Source organism: Priestia sp. ABM2_011 (assembly GCF_056158845.1).
Window position 1 is genome coordinate 1,377,945 of sequence record NZ_JBSWUB010000001.1, and the last position, 16,413, is coordinate 1,394,357.

General features: G+C 39.0%; 15 protein-coding genes. All 15 read left to right on the forward strand.

Annotated elements, in window-relative coordinates; translation table 11 throughout:
• The first annotated feature begins 24 nt into the window (after positions 1–24).
• The 15 genes from ACXAE4_RS07270 to pgsA all read left to right on the forward strand — a co-directional run bounded on the left by ACXAE4_RS07270 (position 25) and on the right by pgsA (position 16,398).
• On the forward strand, positions 25–777 hold the full coding sequence (locus ACXAE4_RS07270; protein WP_013058820.1) for a ClpP family protease: 753 nt from the start codon (positions 25–27) through the stop codon (positions 775–777).
• The gene (locus tag ACXAE4_RS07275; protein ID WP_028411391.1) at positions 774–983 is read left to right on the forward strand and encodes a YlzJ-like family protein; all 210 of its coding nucleotides are present in this window, start codon (positions 774–776) and stop codon (positions 981–983) included. Before ACXAE4_RS07270 ends, ACXAE4_RS07275 begins: the two co-directional genes overlap by 4 nt.
• A 138-nt stretch (positions 984–1,121) precedes the next feature.
• Positions 1,122–3,479, forward strand: a complete 2,358-nt coding sequence (locus ACXAE4_RS07280) for an FtsK/SpoIIIE family DNA translocase (RefSeq protein WP_028411390.1) — start codon at positions 1,122–1,124, stop codon at positions 3,477–3,479.
• A 639-nt stretch (positions 3,480–4,118) separates the two neighbouring features.
• Complete coding sequence (locus ACXAE4_RS07285; protein ID WP_028411389.1) at positions 4,119–4,844, forward strand: GntR family transcriptional regulator; 726 nt, start codon at positions 4,119–4,121, stop codon at positions 4,842–4,844.
• Between the two features lie 133 nt (positions 4,845–4,977).
• A complete protein-coding gene (locus ACXAE4_RS07290) occupies positions 4,978–6,066 on the forward strand; it encodes a BMP family lipoprotein (protein ID WP_028411388.1) in 1,089 nt (362 codons plus the stop codon).
• A 119-nt stretch (positions 6,067–6,185) separates the two neighbouring features.
• A complete protein-coding gene (locus ACXAE4_RS07295) occupies positions 6,186–7,715 on the forward strand; it encodes an ABC transporter ATP-binding protein (RefSeq protein ID WP_028411387.1) in 1,530 nt (509 codons plus the stop codon).
• Positions 7,712–8,773 carry an ABC transporter permease gene (locus tag ACXAE4_RS07300; protein WP_289578370.1) on the forward strand — a complete coding sequence of 354 codons (1,062 nt, stop codon included), beginning with the start codon at positions 7,712–7,714 and terminating at the stop codon, positions 8,771–8,773. The genes ACXAE4_RS07295 and ACXAE4_RS07300 overlap by 4 nt, the downstream gene beginning before the upstream one ends.
• The gene (locus ACXAE4_RS07305; RefSeq protein WP_028410853.1) at positions 8,770–9,729 is read left to right on the forward strand and encodes an ABC transporter permease; all 960 of its coding nucleotides are present in this window, start codon (positions 8,770–8,772) and stop codon (positions 9,727–9,729) included. The genes ACXAE4_RS07300 and ACXAE4_RS07305 overlap by 4 nt, the downstream gene beginning before the upstream one ends.
• A 258-nt stretch (positions 9,730–9,987) precedes the next feature.
• Positions 9,988–11,283, forward strand: coding sequence for an EF-P 5-aminopentanol modification-associated protein YfmF (yfmF, locus tag ACXAE4_RS07310; protein ID WP_028411385.1), 1,296 nt, complete (start codon positions 9,988–9,990; stop codon positions 11,281–11,283).
• Positions 11,270–12,553: an EF-P 5-aminopentanol modification-associated protein YfmH gene (gene yfmH / locus ACXAE4_RS07315; RefSeq protein WP_025750276.1), complete on the forward strand. Its 1,284-nt coding sequence runs from the start codon at positions 11,270–11,272 to the stop codon at positions 12,551–12,553. The genes yfmF and yfmH overlap by 14 nt, the downstream gene beginning before the upstream one ends.
• A 63-nt stretch (positions 12,554–12,616) precedes the next feature.
• On the forward strand, positions 12,617–13,342 hold the full coding sequence (ymfI, locus tag ACXAE4_RS07320) for an elongation factor P 5-aminopentanone reductase (protein ID WP_028411384.1): 726 nt from the start codon (positions 12,617–12,619) through the stop codon (positions 13,340–13,342).
• A gap of 65 nt (positions 13,343–13,407) precedes the next feature.
• Positions 13,408–13,668: a DUF3243 domain-containing protein gene (locus tag ACXAE4_RS07325; protein ID WP_013058809.1), complete on the forward strand. Its 261-nt coding sequence runs from the start codon at positions 13,408–13,410 to the stop codon at positions 13,666–13,668.
• A 213-nt stretch (positions 13,669–13,881) separates the two neighbouring features.
• Entirely contained in the window at positions 13,882–14,673 is a 792-nt protein-coding gene (locus ACXAE4_RS07330) for a DUF3388 domain-containing protein (protein WP_028411383.1), read from the forward strand.
• A gap of 12 nt (positions 14,674–14,685) precedes the next feature.
• Positions 14,686–15,669, forward strand: a complete 984-nt coding sequence (locus tag ACXAE4_RS07335) for a helix-turn-helix domain-containing protein (protein ID WP_223546233.1) — start codon at positions 14,686–14,688, stop codon at positions 15,667–15,669.
• Between the two features lie 144 nt (positions 15,670–15,813).
• Positions 15,814–16,398, forward strand: coding sequence for a CDP-diacylglycerol--glycerol-3-phosphate 3-phosphatidyltransferase (gene pgsA / locus ACXAE4_RS07340; protein WP_028411382.1), 585 nt, complete (start codon positions 15,814–15,816; stop codon positions 16,396–16,398).
• Positions 16,399–16,413 lie beyond the last annotated feature (15 nt).

Here is a 16,413-nt window from a genome sequence, read left to right on the forward strand (position 1 = left end):
TCAATAAGTGAAAGGAGCTAGAATATGTTTGAAAATAACGAAAGATTACATTCTGATGAAGCGCCTCAGCAGCCTAATAAAAATGAAGAAAGCAAGGGCGGAATATTAGATAAAATTCAACAATTGGGACAGACCAACGTGGCTCAGCTTCCTCAGGATTCTAATATTCACTGTTTAACGATTGTAGGACAAATCGAAGGGCACATGCAGCTGCCTCCTCAAAATAAAACGACAAAATATGAGCATGTCATCCCGCAAATTGTGGCGATTGAACAAAATCCAAAAATTGAAGGATTGCTTATTATTTTGAATACAGTAGGTGGAGATGTAGAAGCAGGTCTTGCCATTGCGGAAATGATCGCTTCGTTATCCAAGCCTTCTGTGTCCATTGTGCTAGGAGGCGGACATTCAATCGGTGTTCCAATTGCGGTTTCAACTGATTATTCGTATATTGCCGGTACAGCGACCATGACCATTCATCCCATTCGCTTAACGGGTCTTGTTATTGGTGTACCGCAAACATTCGAATACTTAGATAAAATGCAAGAGCGCGTGATTAACTTTGTGAGAGAACACTCTCATATTTCAGAAGAAAAGTTTAAAGAACTTATGTTTTCAAAAGGGAACTTAACGCGTGATATCGGGACAAATGTAGTTGGCGGAGATGCTGTTTCATACGGGTTAATTAACGAAGTAGGCGGAGTTGCTCAAGCAATCAAAAAATTGAATGAACTGATTGAGCAAGGACGTCAGAATGAGGAGCAGCTGCTGCAATGATTTTATATACAATGATGCCACAAGAACTGATTTTTCAGCAGTCTTATCATCAAGAACAATCTCAGCCAAAGCTTATTAATCATAATGGAATCCCGGTTATCGTTGAAGAAAATGAACAAAAACAACAGCAAATTGTGAGGGTTTTAAGCACGAATCCTCAAGATTATTTGAATGAAAATTATTATCCTGGTCAAATTTTGTCGTAAGGATTTCAGTATAATTATGGTGAATATGGTATAATGAATATGACGAAGAAGGCAGCCGCTGTATTGGCTGCTTTTTTATTCAACTGATAAAAGAAACAAAATCAACATAGGGTGTTGGACGTTGATTGGAGTGGAAAAATGGCAAAGAAAAAACGAAGAGGTCAAATAAAAAAGGATGAATGGAAACGCATATTGCGCTTTGAGCTTATTGGATTATTTTTATTAGCGTTAACGTTAATTGCCATGGCAGGACTCGGTGCTGTAGGACAGGCTCTTGTACTCGTGGTCCGCTTATTTATTGGCGAATGGTATATGCTGTGTTTAATCGGAATGGTTATTCTATCTGTTTATATTATTTGGAAAAGAGAAATGCCTCCTTTAGTGACGCGGCAGCTTATCGGTACATACCTCATTATTTTATCTATTTTACTGTTTAGTCACGTGACGTTATTTGAAAATTTATCGAAAAACGGAACGTTTACAGATCCATCTGTCATTATGAATACGTGGGATTTGTATATGCTCGAAGCAACGGGACAATCGAATCACAGTGATTTAGGGGGAGGGATGATAGGAGCTATTATGTTTGCCATGTTCTACTATCTGTTTGATAGCTTAGGAACAGAACTTATCGCTGCCTTGCTTATTGTGATTGGGGTACTGCTCATTACCGGACGTTCGCTTCACGAAACGGTATTAAAACTTCTGTCACCTCTAGTTAATTTTTTAACAACGGAGTTAAAAGAAGGCTGGCAAGATATTCAGACGTGGAAACATAAGAAGAAAAAAGCCCCTAAAACAACAAAAAAGAGACGCCAAGAAAAAGCTGTTCAAGAACCTGAAGAAAGCGTGGAAATAGAAGTGGAAGCACCTTCGCCTCCAATTATTGAACACTTTGATTATGGAGAGGAAGAGTCTAGTCACTCTCCTGCTGCTCCTATAGCTCCGGTGCCTCCGGTTATGGAATCGAAGCCTGTAGCTGCTGCACCGCAACAGCCGAGGCCGCAAAAGGAACAGGAAGAAGAAAAAGCTCCTATGATTACCTTTACTGAAACGGAAAATAAAGAGTATGAGCTTCCTCCTATCAAGCTATTAACGATGCCAAAGAAAAGTAACCAGGCAAAAGAGCATAAAAATATTTATAAAAATGCCGAAAAGCTTGAAAAAACGTTTCAAAGTTTCGGCGTAAAAGCAAAAGTGGCAAAAGTTCACCTTGGACCAGCTGTTACAAAATATGAAGTATATCCTGATGTAGGAGTAAAAGTAAGTAAGATTGTTAATTTAAGTGATGATTTAGCACTTGCATTAGCTGCCAAAGATATTCGGATTGAAGCTCCAATTCCCGGGAAATCAGCGGTAGGAATTGAAGTGCCGAACGAAGAAGTAGCGATGGTTTCACTTAGAGAAGTACTTGAAGCGACTGAAAATAACCGACCTGATAAAAAGCTATTAGTTGGTTTAGGAAGAGATATTTCAGGCGAAGCTGTGCTAGCAGAGCTTAATAAAATGCCTCATATGCTTGTAGCAGGGGCAACAGGAAGCGGAAAAAGTGTGTGTATCAACGGTATTATTATTAGTATTTTAATGAGAACAAAGCCTCATGAAGTAAAATTAATGATGATTGACCCTAAAATGGTTGAGTTGAATATGTACAATGGTATTCCGCATTTATTGGCTCCTGTCGTAACAGATCCGAAAAAAGCTTCTCAAGCATTAAAGAAAGTTGTAAGTGAGATGGAGCGACGTTATGAGTTGTTCTCACACAGCGGAACGAGAAACATTGAAGGATATAACGATTTGGTAAAACGTATGAATGATGATGGAGACGCCGATGCAAAACAGCCGACTCTTCCTTATATTGTGGTGATTGTTGATGAGTTGGCTGACTTGATGATGGTTGCTTCATCTGACGTCGAAGATTCGATCACACGTCTTGCTCAAATGGCTCGTGCTGCCGGCATTCATTTGATTATTGCTACACAGCGACCATCAGTAGATGTTATTACTGGAGTTATTAAAGCAAACATTCCTTCCCGAATCGCTTTTAGCGTATCTTCACAAACTGACTCTCGTACGATCCTAGATATGGGAGGAGCTGAGAAGCTTCTAGGAAGAGGAGATATGCTGTTCATGCCTGTTGGAGCTTCAAAACCTGTGCGTGTGCAAGGTGCCTTTTTATCAGATGAAGAAGTAGAAGAGATTGTTGATTTTGTAATTGCACAGCAAAAAGCACAGTATCAAGAAGAAATGATTCCAACAGATGCCCCTGAACAAGTCGATGATTTTGCAGATGAGCTGTATGACGAAGCGGTTCAGCTTGTGGCAGAAATGCAAACAGCTTCTGTTTCTATGCTGCAGCGACGCTTTCGAATTGGCTATAACCGGGCTGCACGCTTAATCGATGCGATGGAAGATCGTGGAGTGGTTGGGCCCTACGAAGGAAGTAAGCCGCGTTCGGTGTTGATTTCTCAGCAAAATGAAGATGTTGGATCTTAATAAGGTTATTAGAAAAGATGGAGCTGGGACAAAAGTATTTTAGCCTAAGTGAAAAACGAATCACTAATCAACATGTCTGATTAGCGGTTCGTTTTTTTTGTTAGGGTGAATATAGGTTTCATCCGTTTCGTTCCTTCTAGCAGTGACTGAAAGACAAGGTGAAGACTCCTGCGGGAAAAGCGTAAGCGACGAGGAGGCCCATCGCCCGCCCGTGGAAACCGAAGTCTTGCACGGAAATCAACTGCGGTGTCGCAAGCGTTTCAGCTCATGTATCTTATTTGTTTGTCTTTAGATTGGATTCATTTAGTTATGTCTCAACCTCATTTTTTTATGGAAGAAGAGACGGTAAGAATAGTATTATACAAAAATATGTCATGCTAAATAAATGAAATAAAAACGAATATTAAAAAATTTAATGACTAAAATGTTTGGGTTTTATCTAATATTAGAAGAAAAGTAGGTTGTTAGGTATGCTGACATTAAAAAATAACAAAAATTCATTTTTTTAAAAAAATATTAAAAATTTTAACAAAAAATTAATATAACCTATTTATTTATCTGTCGAAAAATGATATATTATTTTCGATTAAGTAGTCGAACATCAGAGGTCTGATGACTTTTTAATATGGAGGAAGAGTGATGTCTATACGTGCGGATAATCGGCACTTGTATTTACAAGTGATTGATAAAATTAAACAAAATATAGAAAAAGGAATTTTTAAAGAAAAGGAAAGACTCCCTTCAGAGTTTGATTTATCAAAGCAGCTAGGGGTTAGCCGCGCAACGCTACGTGAGGCACTTCGCATATTAGAAGAAGAGAATATTATTGTTCGCAGGCACGGCGTGGGAACATTTGTCAACACGAAGCCTACTTTTTTGTCAGGGATTGAGCAATTAAATAGTATAACACATATGATTGAACAAGCTGGTATGAAGGCCGGAACAATCTTCTTATCTTCTCAAATACAAGAGTTGTCTGAAAATGATTTAACACGTTTTGCTTGCGGGGAAGACGAACAGATTTTATTTGTTGAACGGGTGAGAACGGCAAACGGAGAGCCTGTTGTATATTGCATGGACAAGGTTCCTCAAAAAATATTGCCTGAAAATTTCGAATATAAACAAGAATCTTTGTTAGAAATTCTTGAAAAACAAGCAGGAAAGCACATTTCATACGCCGTGGCAAATATTGAGCCTCTAGGCTATCATGAAAAAGTTTCTCCTATTTTACAATGCGAGCCAGAAACCGCTTTGCTTGTGCTGAAACAAATGCATTATGACCAGTATGATGAACCCATTTTATATTCCATCAATTATTTTAAAGCAGATCAATTTAGTTTCCAAGTACTGCGTAAACGCGTCTAGTTTTTTTATGGTTAAATGTCAGAAAATTTACAACTATTTAATATTGTCCTTTTAAGGAGGTGTCAAATGTAGGTCACAGGGACGAAATAGAAAATTGGCTTTATACTTTTAAAACTATTCAGGGGGTTAAAACATGTTAAAACGTAAAACGGGACTTGCATTATCACTAGTATTAGCGGCAGGAACACTTTTAAGCGCGTGTGGCTCAAACGACGCAGATAAGAGCAGCGGAGATAAAAAAGCAGCGGATTTTAAAGTGGGAATGGTAACAGATACGGGCGGGGTAGATGATAAATCGTTTAACCAATCTGCTTGGGAAGGTCTAACAAAGTTTGGGAAAGACAACGGACTTGATGAAGGGACTGGATACAAATATTTGCAGTCTACAAAAGCATCTGAATACGAGAGCAACCTTTCTAAATTTGCTGAGAGTGGCTACAACTTGACGTATGGAATTGGCTTTTTGTTAAAAGAAGACATTAAAAAAGCAGCAAAGCAGTATCCAGATGCTAACTTTGCATTAGTAGACGATACGTTAAAGTCAGAAAACTTAGATAACGTGGCGAGCATTCTATTTAAAGAAGAGCAGGGCTCTTTCTTAGTAGGTGTAGTGGCAGCGAAACAAACGAAAACGAACAAAATCGGCTTTATCGGAGGCGTTGAATCTCCATTAATCAAGAAGTTTGAAAACGGATTTAAAGCAGGTGTTAAATCTGTAAACCCAGACGCTGAAGTTATTTCTCAATACGCGGAAAGTTTTAACTCTCCAGAAAAAGGCTCAGCTATCGCTTCTACCATTTACAGCAAAGGCGCTGATATTATTTATCAAGCGGCTGGTGGTACTGGAAACGGCGTATTTACAGAAGCTAAAAACCGTTCAAAAGGCGGTAAAGACAAAAAGGTTTGGGTAATTGGAGTTGACCGCGATCAGCATGAAGAAGGTATGCCTGAAAACGTAACGTTAACTTCGATGGTAAAACGCGTTGACCTTGCTGTAGAAGATGTTGCAAAACAAGCAATGGACGACAAATTCCCAGGCGGTAAAGAGGTTGTGTTTGGCTTAAAAGAAGACGGAGTGGGAATTGCTCCATCACAAGATAATGTAAGCAAAGATGCGTTAAAAGCAGTTGATGAGTATAAGCAAAAAATTCTAGACGGTGACATTACAGTGCCTCAAACGGATAAAGAATTTAAAGAGTTTGAAAAAACGCTTAAAAAATAAGCTGATATCTGTTAAGCAATGATTATATGAGTTTAAAAGGCTAGTGAAAACTAGCCTTTTTCATAGCCAAAAAACGGAAGACAGAATCCTGTAGCAGGCAGGAATAGGGAGTGAAAGTAGTGGAATATGTTATTGAAATGCTAGATATTCGCAAAGAGTTTCCCGGTATTGTCGCTAATGACAATATTACACTCCAAGTGAAAAAGGGAGAAATTCATGCTTTGTTAGGAGAAAATGGTGCAGGTAAGTCAACGCTGATGAACGTTTTATTTGGGCTTTATCAGCCTGAAAAAGGGCAGATTCGTGTAAACGGCCAAGAAGTCAAAATCACGGACCCTAACGTAGCGAATGACTTAGGAATTGGAATGGTTCATCAGCATTTTATGCTTGTTCAAAACTTTACAGTCACAGAAAATATTATTCTTGGGAACGAACCGACGCGAACGGGGAAAATCAATATTAAAAAAGCAGCTCAAGATATTCAAGAGCTTTCAAATCAATATGGATTATCGGTAGATCCATATGCGAAGATTCAAGATATCTCAGTTGGCATGCAGCAGCGAGTGGAAATTTTAAAGACGCTTTACAGAGGAGCCGACATTCTTATTTTTGATGAACCTACTGCCGCCTTAACACCTCAGGAAATTACGGAATTAATTCAAATTATGAAAAAATTAATTCAAGAAGGAAAGTCGATTATTTTAATTACGCATAAATTAAAAGAAATTATGTCAGTGTGTGACCGCTGTACAATTATTCGAAAAGGTGTCGGGGTTGGTACGGTAAATGTGCAAGAGACCAACCCTGATGAACTTGCTGCTTTAATGGTAGGAAGAGAAGTACATTTTAAAACTGAAAAGAAAACAGCGACTCCAAAAGAAGCTGTGTTAACAATAAAAGAATTAGTAGTAGAAGACAGCCGAGGAGTAGAGGCTGTAAGTTCACTTGATCTAAGCGTTCGAGCAGGCGAAATTGTAGGCATCGCGGGTGTGGATGGAAATGGCCAAACAGAGCTGATTGAGGCAATTACGGGTCTAAGAAAAATAAAGTCGGGCTCGGTCACGTTAAAAAATCAAGAGTTGTCTACGTTATCCACGCGTAAAATTACGGAGTCAGGAGTAGGACATATTCCGCAGGATCGCCATAAGCACGGGCTTGTATTAGATTATACAATTGGTGAAAATATCGGTCTTCAAACGTATTATCAAAAGCCGATGTCTAAATCAGGTATTTTGAATTATAAAGAGCTGTATAAAAAAGCAAAAGAGTTAATTGCAGAATATGATGTGCGAACCCCTAGTGAATATACGCAAGCGCGATCGCTATCGGGCGGAAATCAGCAAAAAGCCATTATTGCCCGTGAAGTAGACCGCAGTCCGGAACTATTAATTGCAGCTCAGCCAACGAGGGGGCTGGATGTAGGAGCCATTGAATTTATTCATAAAAAGCTGATTGAAGAACGAGATAAAGGACGGGCAGTGCTGCTCGTTTCGCTAGAACTAGATGAAGTAATGAATCTAAGCGATCGCATTGCGGTTATTTATGAAGGGAAAATAGTTGACATTGTAGATCCAAAAGAAACGAATGAACAAGAGTTAGGTCTATTAATGGCAGGCGGTACGCGTGAGAAAGCGGGTGGAACAGCATGAATAAACTTGTGAAAAATGAACGTGTAATGATGATTTTGATCCCTATTGTATCGGCCATATTAGGACTCATTGCCGGAGCGGTTATTATGTTACTAGGCGGCTATGATCCAATGCTTGGCTATCAATCTCTTTTTGACGGGATGTTTGGAACGCCAAAAGCCATTGGAGAAACGATTCGTGCCATGACTCCTCTTGCTCTGGCCGGTATTGCGGTTGCGTTTGCTTATAAAACCGGTCTCTTTAACATTGGAGTAGAAGGACAGCTTTTAGTTGGCTGGTTGGCTTCAGTATGGGTTGGGTATGCGTTTGATTTACCAGCAGTCATTCATATTCCTTTAGCTGTATTAGCAGCAGCTGCAGCTGGAGCAGTTTGGGCGTTTATTCCAGGATTTTTAAAAGCAAAATTTCATGTTCATGAGGTAATTGTTTCCATCATGATGAACTATATTGCCCTTTACACCACGAGCAGCTTAATCCGTACGTATTTATACGCGGGTAATGAAAAATCGTATGATATTAAAGAATCGGCATCTTTAGCATCAAGCTTTTTAGCACAGTTAACCAATAACTCCCGCCTTCATTACGGCATTCTTATTACCATCGCTGCAGCCGTCGTAATGTGGTTTATTTTGAATAAAACAGCTAAGGGCTTCGAGCTAAGAGCCGTTGGTTTTAATCAGCATGCTTCACAGTATGCAGGAATGAATGTAGGCCGAAACATTGTGTTATCCATGGCGATTTCAGGCGCTTTTGCCGGGCTTGCCGGGGCTATGGAAGGGCTTGGAACATTTCAATATATGGGCACATTCACTGCGTTTACGGGTACGGGATTTGACGGTATTGCCGTAGCCCTTTTAGGAGCTAACAGCGCAATTGGAATTTTATTAGCTTCATTCTTTTTCGGAGGACTGCAAACTGCGGCTCCTCAAATGAACTTTATGACAGGCGTACCGTCTGAATTAATTCAAATTGTCATTGCGCTTATTATCTTTTTTGTTGCATCTGGTTATTTAATTCGCTGGGTGCTTGGCCGTGCAGGCAAGGGGGGAGCAAAATGAACTTCTTAGAGGTGTTAGCCATTATTATTCCAGCGGCGCTATATTCAGCTGCACCGCTTATCTTTACCGCGCTCGGAGGGATATTTAGTGAACGTTCCGGGGTTGTGAACATTGGATTAGAAGGGCTGATGATGTTTGGCGCGTTCACAGGTATTGTTTCAACCCTTTTACTTCAGGATTCATTAGGTGCTTGGGCCCCGTGGGTAGCAATAGTAATTGCGGCTGTTGTTTGCGCTGTGTTCTCGCTGATTCATGCTGTTGCAAGCATTACATTAAAAGCAGATCAAACTGTAAGTGGTGTAGCCCTGAATTTTCTAGCTGCGGGTCTTTCAATCTTTTTAATTAAAAAGATTTTTGGGAAAGGACAAACAGATTTTATTCAATTCCGTATCGATAAAGTAAGTATTCCAGGTTTATCAGACATTCCAGTAATCGGTAAAATTCTGTTTTCGAACGTTCCTATTACGTCTTATATTGCGATTGTGCTAGCTTTTGCTGTATGGTACATCATTTATAAAACGCCGTTTGGTCTCCGTCTTCGTTCAGTTGGTGAACACCCAATGGCAGCAGACACGATGGGGATCAAAGTTGTGAGAATGCGTTACGTTGGCGTTATGATTTCCGGCATGTTCGCTGGAATCGGCGGAGCGGTGTATGCCACGTCTATCGCTACAAACTTTGCAGCGGGAACGATTGCTGGACAAGGGTTCCTTGCTATTGCGGCCATGATTTTCGGGAAGTGGCATCCTATTGGTGCTTTAGGTGCAGCCATGTTTTTCGGATTAGCACAGTCTTTGAGTATCACGGGAGCTCAGATTCCGGTTATTCAAGATATCCCATCCGTCCTTTTAACCATTGCACCGTACGTATTAACAATCTTAGCGCTTACTGGTTTTGTAGGACGTGCTGAGGCTCCTAAAGCGCTGGGCGTTCCTTATGAAAAAGGCCGCCGCTAATAAATCCTCTATACGAGGTCTAACAATGACTAAAGTTGGATAAATATAGAAGGTGGAGACAAAGAAATCATATTCTTTTCTCCGCCTTTTTTTCATTGAGAGAAAGAATATGAAAAGAAATGAGGAAGCGCGCGGCAAGTTACTTGAAAATGTTTCCTTGAATTCGATATAGTGGTTATAAGACTAAAATTAGCGTTAAAGATTCAAAATAGAAGTATTGTCTAGTTAATACATCAAAATTTAAAAGGAGGTTTATATATGAAATTATTGACTGAACAAAAACATGAACTAGAAGGATTGACTGTTCATACCATTCAAACAGCTAAGTACAAAACAAACACGTTCATTTTAAAACTAAATGCCCCTTTAGATAAGAAAACGGTGACAATGCGTGCCCTTTTACCTTATGTGCTTCAAAGCGCTACCGAGTCGCTGCCGTCTACGACAAAGCTTCGTACATATTTAGATGAGCTTTATGGTGCTACTTTACAAGTAGACTTAACAAAAAAAGGTGATAACCACGATATTACGATTCGCATTGATATAGCGAATGAAAAATATTTGAAAGATTCAACTCCGCTTTTACAAAAAGCGTTAGCTCTTCTTGGCGATATTTTATTAAAGCCAGCAGTTGAAGGGGACTCTTTTTTAACGGATATTATGACAAAAGAAAAGCGTTCGCTTCGTCAGCGAATTCAAGCCGTATTTGATGATAAAATGCGCTATGCTAATTTAAGACTAGTTGAAGAAATGTGTAAGGAAGAACCTTACTCTTTACATGTAAACGGTCAAATTGACGATGTGGAAGAAATTACAGGTGAAAGTTTGTACGCCTATTATCAGCAGGTGTTAAAAGAAGATGCCATTCACCTTTATGCTATTGGAGATTTGCAAGTCGAAGAGGTTTTACAAACAGTAAAAGAAACATTTACTTTACCAAAGCGCGAGCAAAAAGACATTGAAGATTCTATCACGTCTAAAGAGATCTCGAACGTAAATGAAGTGGTGGAAAAACAAGAAGTCAAACAAGGGAAATTAAATATTGGCTATCGTACAAACGTTGTATACGGAGATAGACAGTATTTTGCTCTTCAAGTATTCAATGGGATATTCGGAGGGTTCTCACATTCCAAGCTATTTATTAACGTTCGTGAAAAAGCGAGCTTAGCTTACTATGCTGCTTCGAGAGTAGAGAGTCATAAAGGATTACTAATGGTCATGTCGGGTATTGATGCTAAAAATTACGACCAAGCTGTTACGATTATTAAAGAACAAATGCAGGAAATGAAACAAGGATCGTTTACAGACGGCGAAATCGCTCAAACGAAAGCCGTTATTCACAACCAGCTGCTTGAAACGGTGGATACTCCACGAGGACTAGTAGAGGTTATGTATCATAATGAATTAACGGGTAAAGATATTTCAATTGATGAATACTTAAAGCATATTGATGCGGTATCTAAGCAGGAAATTATTAAAGTGGCTGAGAAAATTGAAATGGATACAATTTATTTCTTAACAGGAACGGGCGGTGAAGAAAATGGAGAAAATTGAATTTTCGCAGCTTCAAGAACAGCTGTATCATGAAAAAATGGATAACGGGCTGCAGGTATACATTTTGCCAAAACCGGAGTTTAACAAAACGTTTGCCACTTTTACAACAAACTACGGATCGATTGACAATCAATTTGTACCGCTAAATGAAAATGAAATGACAAAAGTTCCGGATGGAATTGCCCACTTTTTAGAGCATAAATTATTTGAAAAAGAAGACGGAGATGTCTTTCAGCAGTTTAGTAAACAAGGTGCTTCGGCCAACGCATTTACTTCTTTTACCCGCACAGCTTACTTATTCAGCTGTACATCTAACTTTGAAGAAAATCTTGAAACATTAGTGGACTTTGTACAAGAGCCGTACTTCTCAGAAAAAACGGTAGAAAAAGAAAAAGGCATTATCGGTCAAGAAATTACAATGTATGACGACAATCCGGACTGGCGCTTGTATTTTGGTACCATTCAAAATATGTACAAAAACCATCCTGTTAAAATTGATATTGCTGGCACGATCGAATCGATTTCACATATTAATAAAGATTTACTGTACACATGCTATGAAACGTTCTATCATCCGAGCAACATGCTGTTGTTCATTGTAGGTCCTGTTGATGCGGAAAAAGTAATGAAGCAAGTTCGAGACAATCAGCAGAAAAAAGATTATAAAGAAATCTCTGACATACAGCGTCATTTTGACGAAGAGCCTGAAACGGTGGATCAAGAAAAACAAGTATTAAAAATGCCGGTGCAGTCTTCGAAATGTATGGTGGGTCTAAAAGCGAAAAATCCGCAGCGTTCAGGCGGAGAAATGCTTAAATACGAGTTAGCAATGAATATCATTTTAGATTATGCATTTGGAAAAAGCTCTTCGTACTATGAGGAGTTGTATGCAGACGGACTCATTGATGAAACGTTTGCGTATGATTATACGGAGGAAAGAGGATTTGGTTTTGCTCTTATCGGAGGAGATACGGATCAACCCGAACAGCTGTATGATCGAGTTAAACAAATTTTACTTGAAATGAAAACAAAATCACTAACAGAAGAGGAACTTGAACGTATTCGTAAAAAGAAAATCGGCGGATTTTTACGTTCATTAAACTCACCTGAGTTTATCGCTAATCAGTTTACACGCTATGCGTTTAATGATATGAATTTATTTGATATTGTTGAAACGCTAGAAAAACTGAAGGTAAACGAAATAAAAGATGTGCTAAACGAGATTATTGATGAAAAGAACTTTACGGTTTGTGAAGTAGTACCTAAATAAAGATGATTGTTGCCAAAAAAGCTGATGTTCATCAGCTTTTTTGCATGTAAAGGAGAGAAGGCTATGGAGAAATTTGCCCTTGTGACAGGTGCAAGCGGAGGAATTGGCACAGCGATTGCTAAGCAATTGGCTGAAGATGGATACTCGCTTATTTTGCACTATCATCAACGAAAAGACAAAATAGAGGCGCTTGCACATGAGCTAGCTGAAAAGGTGAAAACCGTGTTTACAGTACAAGCGGATTTATCATGTAAAGAGGGAGTGGAGAAGTTTTTAAAGGAGATTATTGTTCCGGTAGAAGTTATTATTCATAACAGCGGACGAAGCGTTAGCGGGTTAATGACAGATGCTTCGGCAAATGAAACCGAAGAAATGATCTATCTTCACATCACGGCTCCCTTTGTTATTACAAAAGCTTTGCTGCCTAAAATGATCAGTGCTAAAAGCGGACAAATTATCATGATTTCTTCCATTTGGGGACTTACAGGAGCTTCGTTTGAAGTTCTTTATTCAATGGTAAAAGGCGCCCAAAATACGTTTGTAAAAGCTTTGGCAAAAGAGGTTGCATTAAGTGGAATTCGCGTCAATGGAGTTGCGCCCGGAGCGATTGAAACGGATATGATGGCCAGCTATTCAAAAGAAGAGGTTAAAGAGCTGGCTGAAGAGATCCCTTTAGGAAGAATAGGATATCCAAAAGAAGTGGCAGATACGGTTTCATATTTAATATCTTCACGTGCTTCGTATATAACTGGACAAATATTATCGGTTAATGGCGGTTGGTACATATAAAGTGTGCATAAAATTAAAAACAAGGTACAAACTATGATATGAATAAACCTTAAGGAGGGCTACTCATGTCAGTATTAGAAAACTGGGATAGCTGGAAAGATTTTTTAGGCGACCGTTTACATCATGCACAAAACGAAGGAATGCAAGAAGAAGTTATTCATGATCTTGCTTATCAAATTGGTGGATATTTAGCAAACCAAGTTGATGCAAAAAATGATCAAGAGCGAATTTTAGCAGACCTTTGGAGCGTTGCTTCTAAAGAAGAGCAGCATGCGATTGCGAGCAGCATGGTGAAATTAGTTCAAAATAACGGATCAGTAAAATAAGTTATCGTTTCTAAAAAGGAGCTAATTCACCGCGTGTGAAAGCTCCTTTTTTCTTAGAATTAAATAGTACAAATAAATAAGCGCTTACATACATAACAAATGTAGAACTACTTGCCTTTAGGGTTTATAATATAATGGAAATCATTTATAGTTAAACTAGGTGAAAAAAAGGGGGCACCTCTCGAAGGCCAGCCAAGAAATGGGAGGGGTTTGATGGAGAAAATTGAGTGGTATTTAGAATATCAAATACAAAAAAATCGTCCGGGTCTTTTAGGTGATATTTCATCGCTTCTTGGAATGTTGTCAATTAATATTGTCACAATTAATGGAGTGGATGATATTCGCCGTGGATTATTGCTGCGCTGTGATTCACATGAGCAAATAGACAGGCTTGAATCTATTTTGAAAACAATGGATAATATCATTGTGACAAAAATGAGACCGCCTAAATTGCGTGATAAGTTAGCAGTGCGTCACGGTCGCTATATTCAGCGTGACGCAGATGATAAAAAGACATTCCGTTTCGTAAGAGATGAATTAGGTTTGCTCGTAGATTTTATGGCGGAACTGTTTAAACAAGAAGGTCATAAGCTTATCGGTATTCGAGGTATGCCGCGAGTAGGCAAAACTGAATCCATTGTAGCAGCTAGCGTATGTGCGAACAAAAGGTGGCTTTTTGTGTCTTCTACACTCTTAAAACAAACGATTCGCAGTCAGCTTATTGCTGACGAATACAACGCTGATAATATTTTTATCATTGACGGGATTGTATCGACCAAACGAGCGAATGAAAAGCACTGGCAGCTTGTTCGAGAAGTAATGAATGTACCCGCGACAAAAATCGTGGAGCATCCGGATGTATTTGTACAAAATACCGAGTATTCGTTAGATGATTTTGCCTACATTATTGAAATAAGAAATGACCCCAATGAGAAGATTACATATGAAATAATGGAAGGTCCTCAAATGTTTCAAGACGGTGGATTATCGATGTTTGATTTTTAGCATAATTGGTAGGTGTTAGCATTGACAGAGTTAGGACAAAGGTTAAGACAAGAACGAGAAAGCAAAGGATTGTCGTTAGAGGATTTACAAAAACTAACGAAAATTCAAAAACGCTATTTACTTGGCATTGAAGAAGGCAATTATGAGGTTATGCCAGGGAAATTTTACGTACGAGCGTTTATTAAGCAATACTGCGAAGCAATTGGGTTGGACACAGATGCTATTTTTGAAGAATACAAATCAGACATTCCTTCAACTCAAACAGAAGACATGCCGCAGCAGCTTTCGCGCGTTCGCAGCCGCAAAGAAATTCCTCAGCATACAAAAGGAGTTTCAAAAGCATATGACTACCTTCCAACTGTTCTAGTGGTGGCGGGAGTTGTAGTTGTTGGGATTATTATTTGGGTAATCGCTCAAAATATCGTCTCGGATAAAAACAAGGAGCAGGCTAATCAAGAAGCTCCAAACAGCGAAGTTCAGCAGTCTAACACGCAGGAAGAAACGAATGAAACTACTGCAAAAAATGACAATAGCAAGTCAGAAGATGAACAAAGTGCTGCTGATAAGAAAGAACAAGAAAAAGAAAAAGCTGAAAAAGAAAAAGCCGCAAAAGAAAAAGCTGAGAAAGAAAAAGCTGAAAAAGAAAAGAAAGACAGCGGTAAACAAGAATACAAGGAAGTTCAAAAAACAGGCAGAAGTGCTACGTATGCTCTTTCCGGTACAGATGCATTTAACCTAGAAGTAACATCCACTCAAGCAGATACTTGGTTAGATGTGAAAAATGGAAAAGGAAATGCTTTCTTTAGCTCCATTCTAAAAAAAGGTGAAACAAAAGAATTTGATTTGACGAAAGAAACGGAAGCTCGTGTCAACATCGGTTATTCACCTGGAGTAGAGTTAAAAGTAAATGGAAAAGCGGTTGACTTGCCGTTTGATTCATCCAAGCAAGTTCGACAAGTTGTAACGATTCAATATCAGCCGGCAGAAGCACAGTAAACAGCCTGTTTTAAAAAGTGGTCAGGGTGTAAATAAAGATAATATGTGAATTAAACACTCATTCACGCTATAATAAAACCAAAGCCGTGCAAACAACTTCGTTTGCACGCTTTCAGTTTGTAACAGTAATTGGAGGCAGAAGAAGTGAATTTACCAAACAAGATTACCATTTCGCGAATTTTTCTAATTCCCGTATTCCTCATTTTTATGATGGTGCCGCTACCATTTGGCACAGTGGAGGCAGCAGGAAAAGAGATTCCGATCGCTCATCTATTAGGGGCGGCATTATTTATTATTGCATCTACAACAGACTGGATCGACGGATACTATGCAAGAAAGTACGATTTAGTCACAAACTTGGGCAAGTTTTTAGATCCACTAGCAGACAAGCTGTTGGTTTCAGCTGCGCTTGTAGCTATTGTTGACTTAGATTTAATTGCAGGTGCAGGATGGGCTGCTATCATCATTATTAGCCGTGAATTTGCTATCACAGGTTTAAGACTTGTACTAGCAGGGGAAGGAGAAGTTGTAGCAGCCAATATGTTAGGTAAAATTAAAACATGGACTCAAATTTTAGCTATTTCAGCTATTCTGTTGTACAACTTGCCTTTTGAATGGATTTCCATTCCGTTTGCTAGCGTAATGCTTTGGATTTCAGTGATTTTTACGGTTATTTCAGGCTGGGACTACTTTGCTAAAAACAAACAGGCTTTTGTTAATTCAAAATAAGTAAGATGGAGATGA

What these genes read in the sequence shown, in the direction of transcription:
- ACXAE4_RS07270 (WP_013058820.1), top strand. Translation starts at nt 25, where the DNA reads ATGTTTGAAAATAACGAAAGATTACATTCTGATGAAGCGCCTCAGCAG.
- ACXAE4_RS07275 (WP_028411391.1), top strand. Translation starts at nt 774, where the DNA reads ATGATTTTATATACAATGATGCCACAAGAACTGATTTTTCAGCAGTCT.
- ACXAE4_RS07280 (WP_028411390.1), top strand. Translation starts at nt 1,122, where the DNA reads ATGGCAAAGAAAAAACGAAGAGGTCAAATAAAAAAGGATGAATGGAAA.
- ACXAE4_RS07285 (WP_028411389.1), top strand. Translation starts at nt 4,119, where the DNA reads ATGTCTATACGTGCGGATAATCGGCACTTGTATTTACAAGTGATTGAT.
- ACXAE4_RS07290 (WP_028411388.1), top strand. Translation starts at nt 4,978, where the DNA reads ATGTTAAAACGTAAAACGGGACTTGCATTATCACTAGTATTAGCGGCA.
- ACXAE4_RS07300 (WP_289578370.1), top strand. Translation starts at nt 7,712, where the DNA reads ATGAATAAACTTGTGAAAAATGAACGTGTAATGATGATTTTGATCCCT.
- ACXAE4_RS07305 (WP_028410853.1), top strand. Translation starts at nt 8,770, where the DNA reads ATGAACTTCTTAGAGGTGTTAGCCATTATTATTCCAGCGGCGCTATAT.
- yfmF (WP_028411385.1), top strand. Translation starts at nt 9,988, where the DNA reads ATGAAATTATTGACTGAACAAAAACATGAACTAGAAGGATTGACTGTT.
- yfmH (WP_025750276.1), top strand. Translation starts at nt 11,270, where the DNA reads ATGGAGAAAATTGAATTTTCGCAGCTTCAAGAACAGCTGTATCATGAA.
- ymfI (WP_028411384.1), top strand. Translation starts at nt 12,617, where the DNA reads ATGGAGAAATTTGCCCTTGTGACAGGTGCAAGCGGAGGAATTGGCACA.
- ACXAE4_RS07325 (WP_013058809.1), top strand. Translation starts at nt 13,408, where the DNA reads ATGTCAGTATTAGAAAACTGGGATAGCTGGAAAGATTTTTTAGGCGAC.
- ACXAE4_RS07330 (WP_028411383.1), top strand. Translation starts at nt 13,882, where the DNA reads ATGGAGAAAATTGAGTGGTATTTAGAATATCAAATACAAAAAAATCGT.